General features: G+C 64.6%; 11 protein-coding genes and 1 pseudogene. 2 read left to right on the plus strand and 10 right to left on the minus strand.

All coding sequences use genetic code 11. The annotated features are described in order from the left end of the window. Positions 1 to 17 precede the first annotated feature (17 nt). From VIR09_RS10325 to cyoA, 7 genes are all read right to left on the minus strand, one after another. Positions 18 to 401 (minus strand): hypothetical protein, encoded by a 384-nt coding sequence (locus tag VIR09_RS10325; RefSeq protein WP_332012782.1) that lies wholly within the window; start codon positions 399 to 401, stop codon positions 18 to 20. A 134-nt stretch (positions 402 to 535) separates the two neighbouring features. Next, positions 536 to 1,642, minus strand: coding sequence for a porin (locus VIR09_RS10330; protein WP_332012783.1), 1,107 nt, complete (start codon positions 1,640 to 1,642; stop codon positions 536 to 538). Between the two features lie 113 nt (positions 1,643 to 1,755). After that, the gene (locus VIR09_RS10335) at positions 1,756 to 2,535 is read right to left on the minus strand and encodes an SURF1 family protein (RefSeq protein ID WP_332012784.1); all 780 of its coding nucleotides are present in this window, start codon (positions 2,533 to 2,535) and stop codon (positions 1,756 to 1,758) included. Next, a complete protein-coding gene (cyoD, locus tag VIR09_RS10340; RefSeq protein ID WP_332012785.1) occupies positions 2,535 to 2,939 on the minus strand; it encodes a cytochrome o ubiquinol oxidase subunit IV in 405 nt (134 codons plus the stop codon). The genes VIR09_RS10335 and cyoD overlap by 1 nt, the downstream gene beginning before the upstream one ends. Further along, positions 2,936 to 3,577, minus strand: a complete 642-nt coding sequence (gene cyoC / locus VIR09_RS10345) for a cytochrome o ubiquinol oxidase subunit III (RefSeq protein ID WP_332012786.1) — start codon at positions 3,575 to 3,577, stop codon at positions 2,936 to 2,938. The genes cyoD and cyoC overlap by 4 nt, the downstream gene beginning before the upstream one ends. Continuing rightward, complete coding sequence (gene cyoB / locus VIR09_RS10350; RefSeq protein WP_332012787.1) at positions 3,570 to 5,573, minus strand: cytochrome o ubiquinol oxidase subunit I; 2,004 nt, start codon at positions 5,571 to 5,573, stop codon at positions 3,570 to 3,572. Before cyoB ends, cyoC begins: the two co-directional genes overlap by 8 nt. Before the next feature lie 74 nt (positions 5,574 to 5,647). Further along, positions 5,648 to 6,691: a ubiquinol oxidase subunit II gene (cyoA, locus tag VIR09_RS10355; protein ID WP_332012788.1), complete on the minus strand. Its 1,044-nt coding sequence runs from the start codon at positions 6,689 to 6,691 to the stop codon at positions 5,648 to 5,650. Positions 6,692 to 6,913: 222 nt separating this feature from the next. Here cyoA and VIR09_RS10360 point away from each other — a divergent pair, with 222 nt between their 5' ends. After that, positions 6,914 to 8,236 (plus strand): MFS transporter, encoded by a 1,323-nt coding sequence (locus VIR09_RS10360; protein ID WP_332012789.1) that lies wholly within the window; start codon positions 6,914 to 6,916, stop codon positions 8,234 to 8,236. 67 nt (positions 8,237 to 8,303) lie between these two features. On the opposite strand, the gene VIR09_RS10365 is transcribed toward VIR09_RS10360, so the two are convergent. Further along, positions 8,304 to 9,320, minus strand: a complete 1,017-nt coding sequence (locus VIR09_RS10365; RefSeq protein ID WP_332012790.1) for an amino acid ABC transporter substrate-binding protein — start codon at positions 9,318 to 9,320, stop codon at positions 8,304 to 8,306. A 53-nt stretch (positions 9,321 to 9,373) separates the two neighbouring features. Further along, positions 9,374 to 10,702, minus strand: coding sequence for an aspartate aminotransferase family protein (locus VIR09_RS10370; protein ID WP_332012791.1), 1,329 nt, complete (start codon positions 10,700 to 10,702; stop codon positions 9,374 to 9,376). A gap of 149 nt (positions 10,703 to 10,851) precedes the next feature. Between VIR09_RS10370 and VIR09_RS10375 the strand changes: the two genes are divergently transcribed. After that, complete coding sequence (locus VIR09_RS10375; protein WP_332012792.1) at positions 10,852 to 11,751, plus strand: LysR family transcriptional regulator; 900 nt, start codon at positions 10,852 to 10,854, stop codon at positions 11,749 to 11,751. Here VIR09_RS10375 and VIR09_RS10380 read toward each other — a convergent pair. Beyond that, positions 11,739 to 12,366: pseudogene (locus tag VIR09_RS10380) on the minus strand (histone deacetylase family protein); the annotation flags it as partial. The gene VIR09_RS10375 and the pseudogene VIR09_RS10380 sit on opposite strands and share 13 nt — an antisense overlap.

A 12,366-nucleotide genomic window follows, 5' to 3' on the forward strand; every position in this document is an offset into this window, starting at 1 on the left:
GTTTCAAAGATAGCCGATCATGAGGGACGCGTGTTTCCTGAAGATTGCACGGCGGCAGGCTGCCATGCATGCAGCCTGTCCATGAGGCCGCGCACGACGGTGGCCTGATCGTGGATCCGGGCGGCAGCGGCGGCGGACAGGCCCGCGGCAAGCTCTTCTTCCAGCGCTTCGAAGTGCGAGGCCGGCGCCCGCATCTGCAAGGCCAGCAGCGCGCCCTGTATACGGTGCAGCATCTGGGCCGTCGCCACGGCGTCGGGTTTTTCGGCGGCCTGTTCCAGCGCGTCGAGATCCTGGGTCATGGTGTCCCGGATCAATTGGCGATGGTCGGGCGCAAGCGCGGCGTACACCGCGAGCGTGCCAGCGGCAGGGCCGGCGGGAGCATGGGGGAACGATTTGTGCATGAGAGCCTCCTAGACGTACATGCGGATGACGTCAGGCTCGCAGGCGATATTAAAAAAAAACCGTATCAGGAGGCTGGGAATCAGACGGATTCGCCATAGGCGGAGGCGGCCCCGCAGCCGCTCCGCCGCCTTGATTAGAACGTGTGGCGCACGCCGATGCCGGCGGCCGTGCTCTTCAGGCCGTCGATGAAGGCGTAGTCCTTGCCGTACGAACCGTAGGCGTACAGGTTGGTGCGCTTGGACAGGTCGTAGGTGTAGCCCACGCTCCAGACGTTCATGTTGGCGTCGCCGCCGGTCAGCTTGTCGCTGTTCGGCGATACGTGCTGCCACGACGCGAACAGGCTGCCAGTGCCGCCCAGGGGCATGGTGGCGCCCAGCATGTAGGCGTTGGCCTTGAAGCCGTCGACGAAACGGTTGGTGCCGAATTCGTCACTGAAGGGCGTGCCGGCGGGCAGGTCCTGGCCGACGAACCAGCCGTCGGTAGTGCGGCCGTAGGCAGCGGCGAGCTTCACCACTTCCAGGTCGTAGGACAGGCCCAACGCGTATTGGCGCGGCGTGGCGTCATGGTCGATAGCGCCGCGGTTGGAGCCGTTCAACTGGTCATAGGTCAGCGTGACGTTCACCGGACCCTGCACGTAGCGCAAGCCGGCAGTGATGCCGCGGGTGTTGTCGGCGGTGCGAAAACCCGTCTGGTCCGCGACCGTATCGTCCGCATTGAACGAGTAGCCGACGCCGAACTCGAAGCCGCTCATGGACGGCGACTTGTACATGACCATGTTGTCCCAGCGCATGGTGTTGGCGGCGCTGAATCCCAGGCCCATGTTGGACTGGGTGTAGCTGGTGTAGAAGGGGTCGATGTCGGCGAGGTAGTTCGAGCCCACCGTGGCCTGACGGCCGAACTCCAGCGTGCCCCAGGCGTCGTTGGCCAGGCCGATGGTGGCTTGGCGGCCGAACAGGCGGCCGGATTGTCCGCGCTGGCCATTGGCCGAGTCGAAGCCGCTTTCCAGCTTGAACACGGCGCGCAGGCCGTCGCCCAGGTCCTCGGCGCCGCGCAGGCCCCAGCGGGAGCCGGCCTGGATGCCGTTGATCATGCCTATCTTGCTACCGTCGTATCCATCGCCTTTGATCTTGTTGTAGCCGATGCCGGTGTCGATGACACCATAGAGAGTTACCGACGATTCTGCCTGAGCGACGCCTGCAAAAGTAGTGAACATTGCGGCTGCGAGCAGCGTCTTTTTCATCCTTGGGGACTCCTGTAGAGGGGGTGGAAAAAACAAAAGGGAACAGCACGCGAGCATGTAGCCCAGCGCTGTTCCCAACCCTCATTGTAGGATACCGGCCGCGGTGCGCCTGCTCAGCCCTTGCGGCGCGCGCGCTTTTCCTCGCGCACGAAGATGAATGCGCCGATCAGCACCATGGCCGCCAGGGCGTACCAGGTGATGGCGTAGCCGAGGTGGTTGTTGGGGAAGTTCAGCACGGTCAGGCCGCCGACCGGCGCAGTGCGTCCGCTGGCGTCCTTGCCCGTCGCGTCGGCGTCGATGAAGTAGGGCGCCACGTCGGTCAGCCCGCGCGCCGCAGCGATGGCGGGCAGGTCGCGCGAGTACCAGAGGTTGGTCGCCGGATCATTGTTGCGCAGGAATCCATGGCCAGGCTCGCCCATGCGCAGCAGGCCCGTGATGGTGGCCTGTTCGGGCGCCGACTGGATGGCGGACTTGCTCTTGCGCCATACCGGCAGCACGAAGCCGCGGTTGACCAGCACCGTACCGCCCTCGGGCAACTGCAGCGGGGTCATGACCCAGTAGCCGCTGCCCAGTTCGGTTGCGGCCTGCACCAGGGTCTGGCGGTCGTACAGGTAGGTGCCCGTGGCCGTGACGCGGCGATATTCGGCGTTGTCGGAGGTCAGAGCGGGCCATTCGGCCTGTGCTGGAGCCGGCGTGGGCGCCGCATGGGCGCGCTGTTCGACCTGCGCGATCAGGGTGCGTTTCCAGGCCAGCCGTTGCACCTGCCAGGTGCCCAGGGCGCAAAGGCCCGAGAAAACGGCGACAGCAAGCACCCCCAGGATGACCAGGGTGATTTTGCTGCGCGGATTGCGGGAGGTGGTGTCGCGGGAAGTAGAGTCGTTTACTGCGGCCATCAGGGCATTTTCCGCATGTCATGGGTAGACATGGGCATCATATTGGAGTCGAGGTGATACATGATCCAGATGGATCCGCTGAGCGTGATTACGACCAGCACCAGCGTGAATATTAACGCCAACATGTTCCAGCCGCTTTCGGACTTGGTGTCCATGTGCAGGAAGTAGATGATGTGGACCACGATCTGCACCACGGCGAATGCCAGGATGACCAGCGCGGTGGTGCGGGATTCGGCGAAGACGCTGCCCATGACCAGCCAGAACGGGATGGCTGTCAGGATCGCTGCCAGCACGAAGCCGGTCATGTAGCTCTTGAAAGTGCCGTGGGCGGCGCCGTCATCGTCGTCGTGGTGGTCGTGGCCGCCGTGGCCATGGTTGGCCGGATGATCCAGGTGCGCGGTCATGGCAGCACTCCCATCAGGTACACGAAGGTGAACACGCCTACCCAGATAAGGTCCAGGAAGTGCCAGAACATGGACAGGCACATCAGGCGGCGGCGGTTTTCGGGAATCAGCCCATGCATCTGGACCTGGATCATCATCGTCACCAGCCACACGATGCCGAAGGTGACGTGCAGCCCATGGGTGCCGACCAGCGTGAAGAAGGACGACAGGAAGGCGCTGCGCTGAGGGCCGGCTCCCTGGTGGATCAGGTGCGTGAATTCGTACAGTTCCAGCGACAGGAAGCCCAGCCCCAGGATGCCGGTCACCGCCAGCCACAGCTGGGTGGCGCCGACCCGGTTGCGCCGCATCTCCAGCATCGCGAAGCCGTAGGTGATGGACGACAGCAGCAGCAGCGCGGTGTTCACCGCCACCAGCGGCAGGTCGAACAGATCGGCGCCGGACGGGCCTGCCGCGTAGTTGCGGCCCAGCACGCCGTAGGTGGCGAACAGGCAGGCGAAGATGAGACAGTCGCTCATCAGGTAGACCCAGAACCCCAGCAGGGTGCCGTTCTTGGGATGGTGTTCGCCCGGGACGTGGAACATGGGCTCCGCGGGCGGCGCGGCGCCGCCGGGCAGGTTGGGGGCCAGGGTATCAGACATTTTTCGCTAGCAACCTTGTGCGGGCGTCTTCCGCGAGCACGACCTCTTCGGCCGGCACGTAGTAGTCGCGCTTGTAGTTGAAGGTATGAACGATGGACACCAGGATCAACGCCGCGAACGACAGCACGGCCAGCGGCCACATATGCCAGATCAGCGCGAAGCCCATCACCACGCTGATCCCCGCCAGCACGATGCCCGCCCAGGTGTTCTTAGGCATGTGGATGGGGATGAAGCCCTGCTGCGGCCGCAGATAGCCGTGCTGCTTCATCTGCCACCAGGCGTCCTGGTCATGCACGCGCGGCGTGAAGGCGAAGTTGTAGTTGGGCGGCGGCGACGAGGTCGACCATTCCAGCGTGCGCGCATCCCAGGGGTCGCCGGTGGTGTCGCGCAACGATTCGCGGCGGCGGTAACTCACCACCAACTGGATCAGGAAGCTGGCGATGCCGCAGGCGATCAGCAGCGCGCCGAAGGCCGCCACCTGGAACCAGATCTGCAGCGACATGTCCTCGAAGTGGTTCACCCGGCGTGTCACGCCCATCAGCCCCAGCACGTACAGCGGCATGAAGGCGACGTAGAAGCCCACCAGCCAGAACCAGAACGAGCACTTGCCCCAGAACGGATCGAGCTTGTAGCCGAAGGCCTTCGGAAACCAGTACGTGATGCCGGCCATCAATCCGAAGAGCACGCCGCCGATGATCACGTTGTGGAAGTGCGCGATCAGGAACAGGCTGTTGTGCAGCACGAAGTCAGCGGGCGGCACGGCCAGCAGCACGCCCGTCATGCCGCCGATCACGAAGGTCACCATGAAGCCCATGGTCCACAGCATGGGGACCTCGAAGCGGATGCGGCCGTGGTACATGGTGAACAGCCAGTTGAAGATCTTGGCGCCTGTCGGGATCGAGATGATCATGGTGGTGATCCCGAAGAACGAGTTCACGCTGGCGCCCGACCCCATGGTGAAGAAATGGTGCAGCCACACCAGGTACGACAGCACCGTGATCACGACCGTGGCGTAGACCATGGACGCGTAGCCGAAGAGGCGTTTGCGGCAGAAGGTGGATACCACTTCGGAGAAGATGCCGAACGCGGGCAGGATCAGGATGTAGACCTCGGGGTGGCCCCAGATCCAGATCAGGTTCACGTACATCATGGCGTTGCCGCCGAAGTCCGCGGTGAAGAAGTTGGTGCCCACGTAGCGGTCCATGGACAGCAGCGCCAACACCGCCGTCAGCACTGGAAACGCGGCCACGATCAGCACGTTGGTGCACAGCGCGGTCCAGGTGAAGATGGGCATGCGCATCATCGTCATGCCCGGCGCGCGCATCTTGACGATGGTGACCAGCAGGTTCACGCCGGACAGCAGCGTGCCAACCCCCGCTATCTGCAAGGCCCATATGTAGTAGTCGACGCCCACGTCGGGACTCTGCATGATGCCCGACAAAGGCGGATACGCCAGCCAGCCGGTGCGCGCGAACTCGCCCACGAACAGCGACATCATGACCAGGATCACGCCGCCCGTGGTCATCCAGAAGCTGAAGTTGTTCAGGAAGGGAAAGGCCACATCGCGCGCGCCGATCTGCAAGGGCACGATGTAGTTCATCAGCCCCGTGACCAGCGGCATGGCCACGAAGAAGATCATGATCACGCCGTGCGCGGTGAAGATCTGGTCGTAGTGGTGCGGCGGCAGGTAGCCCGTCGAATCGCCGAAGGCCACCGCTTGCTGCAGGCGCATCATGATGGCGTCGGCGAAGCCGCGCAGCAGCATCACGATGCCCAGGATGACGTACATGATGCCGATCTTCTTGTGGTCGATGCTGGTGAACCACTCGCGCCACAGATAGCCCCATTTGCCGTAGTAGGTGATGGCGCCCAGCACCGCGATGCCGCCTATGGCCACGGCGATGAAGGTGGCGAGCAGGATCGGTTCATGGTAGGGAATGGCTTCCCAGGTCAACTTACCGAAGATCAGCTTGGTGAGGTCTGGTTGGTCAGGCATCTCGATTCCAGCAAAAAGACCGCAATTTCACGAAGCCCTTGCATCATCCGGATCGCCGTGCGCCAGCGATCCGATTACAGGACCAATCCTTCGGTGGCCGTGCACATCGCGCCCACGTATTTGCGCGGCGGCGTGCCAGTCAGTCCCAGGCGCTCCCGCGTTTCCGCGTCCAGGGTCGTGACGTTGAGCGCGCCGGGTATGCCCATGCCGCCCTGTGCGTCGATAGCCATTGCGTCGCGCATGCACATGCGGTTGGGTTCCACGCAGCGGTTGACGATCGCTTCGAACAGGCCGGGCGCACTGGAAGCGTAGAGCAGCACCGGATTGCGCTCGCTCGGCTGTTCAAGTTTCAGGTAGGCGTCGCGGCTGAGCGCGGCGTCGGATGCGCGCGCGCTCGCCACCCACTTGTCGAAGCCCTGCTGGTCTACCCCATGGAACTTGAAGCGCATGCCGGAGAAGCCCGAGCCGCTGTAGTTGGCGGAAATGCCTTCATATTCGCCGGGATGGTTGATCACGGCATGCAGCGTGGTCTGCATGCCGGGCATGGCATAGATCTGGCCTGCCAGCGCGGGCACGAAGAAGGAGTTCATCACCGTGGACGAGGTGATCCTGAACTGGATGGGACGGTCCACGGGGGCGGCCATCTCGTTCACCGCCGCGATGCCCTGTTCGGGATAGATGAACAGCCATTTCCAGTCCAGTGCCACGACTTCGACTACCAGCGGTTTGGTGCCGGCCGGCACTTCGCGGCCTTCGGACAGGCGCGCGAGCGGGCGGTAGGGATCCAGCTGGTGCGTGCTGACCCAGGTAAGCGCGCCCAGCGCGATGATGATAAGCAGCGGCGCCGCCCAGATCAGGAGCTCCAGCATGGTGGAGTGGTTCCAGTCGGGATCGTAGTGCGCTTCCTTGTTGCTTGCGCGATAGCGCCATGCGAACAGGAACGTCAGGAAGATCACAGGCACGATGATCAGCAGCATCAAGCCGGTGGAAATGATGATCAGGTTGCGCTGCTGCAAGGCTATGTCGCCCGAGGGCGAGAGCAGGACCGCATTGCATCCGGCGAGCAATGGCAGAGCGGCAATCAGGACCAATCCGCGGAACCTTGGGAAGGACGGCATGACCATACCCCGAAACGTAACCGTGGGAAGTAAACGCAACACTACGCTGGAAGCCGCGAAAAATCTAGGGTAAAAAGAACAAAAATGTGCAGGGCGGCGCGCGCGGTCCAGGGCTGCATCCCAATAGCGGAGCGGCTCTGCGCGATATGGACCGCAGGCGAGCAGGTGTGTTTCAGGATCGTAGGCCAGGCTGTTCCGAACCTCCTTTCAGCGAGCATTCACATGGCGACCACCACGCAATATCCCGGTCATGCCCCCTCAATCCCCGCGGCCGGCGGCGGCAGCCACGCCAAGGTGGCGCCGGGTGAAATCGCGGTGGGCGTGGTGGTGGGGCGCGCTTCCGAATACTTCGATTTCTTCGTCTTCGGCATCGCCTGCGTGCTGGTGTTTCCGCAGGTCTTTTTCCCCTTCGAACCGCGGCTGGAAGGCACCCTCTGGTCCTTCGTCATCTTTTCGTTCGCGTTCATCATGCGGCCCATCGGCACCGCGCTGTCGATGGCGGCGCAGAGGCGCTGGGGGCGCGCGACCAAACTCACCATTGCCCTGTTCCTGTTGGGAACCGCCACCGTGGGTATGGCGTTTCTGCCCGGCTACAACGTCATTGGCGCGCATGCGATCACGCTGCTGGCGGTGTTCCGTTGCCTGCAGGGGCTGGCGCTGGGCGGTTCATGGGATGGGCTGCCGTCGTTGCTGGCCCTGAATGCGCCGCCCAATCGCCGCGGCTGGTATTCGATGCTGGGCCAATTGGGCGCGCCTGTGGGCTTCATGGTGGCCAGCGCGTTGTTCCTGTTCCTGCATGTGACGTTGACCGAAGCCGATTTCCTGGAATGGGGCTGGCGCTATCCCTTCTTCGTCGCGTTCGCGATCAACGTGGTGGCGCTGTTCGCGCGGTTGCGGCTGGTCGTGACCGAGGAATACACGCAACTGCTGGAAGAGGGCGAACTTGAACCCATCAGCATCACGCAGATGGTGCGCGAGCAAGGCTACAACCTGTTCATCGGCGCGTTCGCGGCGCTGGCCAGTTATGCCTTGTTCCACTTGGTCACGGTGTTTCCGCTGTCGTGGATCGCGGTCAGCGCCACCCAGCAGATCCAGGATGTGCTGATCGTGCAGATCATAGGCGCGGTCCTGGGCATCCTGGGCACCATTGCGTCGGGCTGGCTGGCTGATCGCATCGGCCGGCGCACCACGCTGGGCCTATTGGCCATACTGATCGCCGTGTTCGCGCTGTTTACGCCCTGGCTGCTGGGCGGAGGCCCGAAAGCGCAGGACGCATTCATTCTGGTGGGCTTCGCGCTGCTGGGGCTGTCCTACGGCCAGGCCTCGGGTACCGTTACCGCAAACTTCACGCGCCGCTTCCGCTACACGGGCGCGGCGCTGACTTCCGACATGGCCTGGCTGATCGGCGCCGCGTTCGCGCCGCTGGTCGCGCTCGGCCTGTCTGCGCGCTTCGGGCTGGTGGCGGTCAGCGTCTATCTGTTGTCAGGGGCGGCCTGCACGCTGTTGGCGCTGCGCATCAACAAGGTGCTGGAAACGCGGGATTGAATGGATGAAAAAGGACGCGCCCGCGGAATTGGCGCGGGCGCTTTTTTTTTGTTGCGTAATGACGTGGCTAGCGCACCGGCCAGCCGTACATCAGGCCGCCATCGCGCCATTGCGCGTTAAGCGCGCGCGGCAGCTTCATCGGGCTGCTCATGCCCAGGTTGCGCTCATAGCTTTCGCCATAATTGCCTACCTGCTTGACGATGTTGTAGGCCCACTTGTCGTCCACGCCCATGTTGCGCCCCATGCCGGGCGTAACACCCAGGATGCGCTGCACGTTGGGGCTGTTGGCCTTGAGCTGGGCGTCGACGTTGGATGAGGTGATGCCGAATTCCTCGGCCTCCAGCATCGCGTTCAGCGACCAGCGCACGATGTTGATCCAGTTGTCGTCGCCCTGGCGCACCATGGGGCCGAGGGGGCTCTTGGAGATGTTCTCATCCAGGATCACATAGCTTTCGGGATTTTCCAGGGTCATGCGGGAGGCGGCCAGTTGCGACTTGTCGGAGGTGAAGGCGTCGCAGCGTCCGGCCGAGAACGCACGCACGATCTCATCGTATTTCTCGATGACGACGGGCTTGAAGCGTAGCGACTGTGAACGGAACCAGTCGGCGAGATCGAGTTCGGTCACGGTGCCGGGTTGCACGCAGATCGTCGCGCCGTCCAGTTCGCGCAGCGCCTTGACCCCGAGCTTGCTGGACACCATCACGCCCTGGCTGTCGTAATAGTTGACCGCCACGCTCAGCAGGCCGAGCGTGGTGTCGCGCGCCATGGTGGGCGTCACGTTGCGGGTCAGCACGTCGACCTCGCCGGATTGCAGCGCGGTGAAGCGGGCCTGGGTGGTGAGCGGCGTGAGGCGGTACTTCGTCGCGTCATTGAACACCGTGGTCGCGATGGCGCGGCACATGTCCACGTCCAGGCCGTGCCAGGCGCCTTTGCTGTCGGGGGCCGAGAAGCCCTGTATGCCGGTCGATACGCCGCATTGCAGGTAGCCCCGCTTGCGTACCGTGTCGAGCGTGGGGCCGGCGAACGCCTGGCTGGATACGGCGGCCAGCGCCAGGGCGCAGATGGCGTATGTGCGTCGGTGCATGTCGTTCTCCTGCCGGGCGGGCCGGCGCCGGATGGGTTGCGGTATGAGGTGTTTCAGGCAGCGCGCGCGGACGGCTTGGCGATCTTGTCCAGGCTTTCGGTCAGGGCCTGATCCAGGATCGCGATGGCGCGGTCGATCTCGGCGTTGCTCACGGTCAGCGGCGGGGCGATGCGCCACACGGAACCGCGTTCGGGGCGGCGGCGGATGTTCATGGACAGGCCCAGTTCGAAACAGCGCTGCGTGGTCAGGGCGCCGAGCTGGTGATAGGGTTCGCGGGTACTGCGGTCGCGCACGAGCTCCACGCCCAGCAGCAAGCCCAGGCCCCGCACGTCGCCGATGGCTTCATGGCGCTGTTGCAGTTCCAGCAAGCCGCGGCGCAGGTAGTCCCCCTGGGTGCGGGCGCGTTCGATCAGGCCTTCGCGCTGGATGGTATCCAGCACGGCCAGGCCCACCGTGGCGGGCAGCGGGTCCGATACGTGGCTGGTGTAGAAGGTGAAGCCCTTCTCGTGCACGTCCTGCTCGATGGCAGGCGTGGTGACGGCGGCGGCCAGCGGCAGGCCGCCGCCCAGCGTCTTGGACACGCTCATGATGTCGGGCGTGACGCCGAAGTACTCGGAGCCGCTGCGGTAGCCGATGCGGCCGAATGCGGTCTGTGCCTCGTCGAAGATCAGCAGCATGCCGCGCGCGTCGGCCGCCTGCCGCAGCGCTTGCATGTACGACTTGGGCGGCACCAGCACCCCGCCCGCGCTGATGACGGGCTCGACGATGATGGCGGCCGGCCTGCCGGCGGAGGCCATGTCGAACATCTTCAGTCCGATCTCCAGGCAGGCCAGCGCGGATTGCTCGGCGTCCATGCCGGCGATGTAAGGACGGTAGGCATTGGGTTCCGGCATGACGAACACGCCGGCAGGCGGCACGCCATAGCCCTTGCGGTCGCTGGCATAGGAAACCGAACCGGCGCCGCTGGTCACGCCGTGCCAGGAGCCTCCGATGGCCAGGATTTCGAAGCCGCTCTTGTGCATCTTGGCCATGCGCAGGGCGATTTCATTGCTTTCCGAGCCGGTGTTGACGAAGATCGACTTGCTCAGGCCCGCAGGCATCCAGTCGCGCGCCACCGTGGCGGCCAGTTGGGCCACGGCTTCCGGGATCATGCCGCTGAAGAAGTGGAAGGCGGTTTCGCCTGCCTTGTGTACCGCTTCGACGATGGCCGGATGGTTGTGGCCGATGGTGGCGCACATCTGGCCCGAGGTGAAATCCAGGATCTCGCGCCCGGTATCGTCGCGCACCACCGCGCCGCGGGCGGAGGTGAACAGGTTGGGAAAGGTATCGCCGCCGTAGCGTACGAGATATTCGCGGGCGGCGGCGCGCAGGGTTTCATCCATGTTTACACTCCGTGGCGTGTGGGCTCCAATGCGGAACCGATGGCCGCAGTGTCCGGCAGGGCGCCGACGCCGTCCAATGCGAACTGAGCATGCGCGGCGATGCGTCGCGCGCATGGCCGATGCGGATTACGCATGATCCAAGGAGCACTATGGATACCCGGTGGTTGCAGGACTTCATTACGCTGTCGGAAGTGCGCAATTTCACGCGCGCCGCCGAGGCGCGCAATCTGTCTCAGGCCGCGTTCAGCCGCCGCATCCAGAGTCTGGAGAACTGGGCGGGCGCGCGCCTGATCGACCGCACGGCGTTTCCCACCCAGCTCACCGAGGCGGGCGAGCGCTTCCGCGGCGCGGCGATAGAGCTGATCAACCAGTTGGCTGAAGCGCGAGCCGGCATCGCTGGCGTGCCGGCGCAGAACCAGCTGCGTCTGGCGACATCCTATGCGTTGGCGACCGCGCACCTGCCGAAATGGTGGCGGACCTGGAGCGAGGGCAAGTTGCTCAGTTGCAGCCTGCAGACGGGCAATGTGCATGACACGGTGTCGGCCTTCACGTCGGGCGCGGCGGATTTCCTGATCTGCTTCCATCAAGTCGCCCAGCCCTTGCCGCTGGATCCCGCACGCTACGACTGCCTGACACTCGGCCGCGAGCTGATCCGGCCCTACGCGGCGCGCACACTGATCGAGCGCACCGGGCTGGATTTGCCCGGCACGGCGGCCCGGCCCGTGCCTTTGCTGATGTACTCGGCCAACGTTTACTTCGGACGCTTGATCGATGCGGCGATCGAAGGGGCCGCGGCGCCGCTGCATGGCGTGCGTATGTTCGAGGCCGAGATGTCGGACGTGCTGGGCGACATGGCCGCCCAGGAGCTGGGCGTCGCCTGGCTGGCGGATAGCGCGCTGCAACGGCTGGCGTCCGCGGATCTTGCGCCGCTGGCCAGCCGCCTATGGGACATCGAAGTGTCGATCCTGGCGTTCAAGGACCGCGCCGACTCGCGCCCGGCGGTGGAATCGATGTGGCAGCAGATGCGCGCGACCGCTCAGCCTGCGTAGCCTTCCAGCACGTTGGCGACGTTGATGCCCACGTCCGCCACGGCATAGCCGCCTTCCATCGTGAACACTGCCGGCAGGCCCAGGCCAGCCAGCAGGCGGCCCACGTGCAGGTAGTCGGCGCTCTTGAGCTGGAACTTGGAGATGGGGTCGCCTTCGTAGGTGTCCACGCCCAACGCGATCACGACCGCGTCCGCCTTGAAGGCCCGCACGGCGGCCAGTCCCTGTTCCAGCGCCTGCGTCCAGGCGGAAAAGCCCGTGCCGGCGGGCAGCGGCAGATTCAGGTTGGCGTCCATGCCCGCGCCTGCACCGCGCTCATCGGCGTAGCCCAGGTAGAAGGGGTACTCGGTGGTCGGGTCGCCGTGCACCGACACGGTCAACACGTCGCCGCGTTCATAGAAGATGCTCTGCGTGCCGTTGCCGTGGTGATAGTCCACGTCCACGATGGCGACGCGTTCGGCGCCCGCTTCGCGCAGCGCCTGCGCGGCCAGCGCCGCATTGTTCAGGAAGCAATAGCCGCCGAAGAAATCGGGACCTGCATGGTGGCCGGGCGGACGGGTCAACGCCATGGTGGCACGCGGGCCGCCCGCCGCGGATACGGCGCGCGCGGCGTCGATG

Origin of the sequence: Achromobacter sp., assembly GCF_036567245.1 — a bacterium.
Lineage (GTDB): Bacteria > Pseudomonadota > Gammaproteobacteria > Burkholderiales > Burkholderiaceae_B > Achromobacter.

Coding starts and splice junctions, on each gene's coding strand:
- cyoC (WP_332012786.1), bottom strand. CDS start 3,577: ATGTCTGATACCCTGGCCCCCAACCTGCCCGGCGGCGCCGCGCCGCCC.
- VIR09_RS10375 (WP_332012792.1), top strand. CDS start 10,852: ATGGATACCCGGTGGTTGCAGGACTTCATTACGCTGTCGGAAGTGCGC.
- VIR09_RS10325 (WP_332012782.1), bottom strand. CDS start 401: ATGCACAAATCGTTCCCCCATGCTCCCGCCGGCCCTGCCGCTGGCACG.
- cyoB (WP_332012787.1), bottom strand. CDS start 5,573: ATGCCTGACCAACCAGACCTCACCAAGCTGATCTTCGGTAAGTTGACC.
- VIR09_RS10370 (WP_332012791.1), bottom strand. CDS start 10,702: ATGGATGAAACCCTGCGCGCCGCCGCCCGCGAATATCTCGTACGCTAC.
- cyoD (WP_332012785.1), bottom strand. CDS start 2,939: ATGACCGCGCACCTGGATCATCCGGCCAACCATGGCCACGGCGGCCAC.
- VIR09_RS10330 (WP_332012783.1), bottom strand. CDS start 1,642: ATGAAAAAGACGCTGCTCGCAGCCGCAATGTTCACTACTTTTGCAGGC.
- VIR09_RS10360 (WP_332012789.1), top strand. CDS start 6,914: ATGGCGACCACCACGCAATATCCCGGTCATGCCCCCTCAATCCCCGCG.
- cyoA (WP_332012788.1), bottom strand. CDS start 6,691: ATGCCGTCCTTCCCAAGGTTCCGCGGATTGGTCCTGATTGCCGCTCTG.
- VIR09_RS10365 (WP_332012790.1), bottom strand. CDS start 9,320: ATGCACCGACGCACATACGCCATCTGCGCCCTGGCGCTGGCCGCCGTA.
- VIR09_RS10335 (WP_332012784.1), bottom strand. CDS start 2,535: ATGGCCGCAGTAAACGACTCTACTTCCCGCGACACCACCTCCCGCAAT.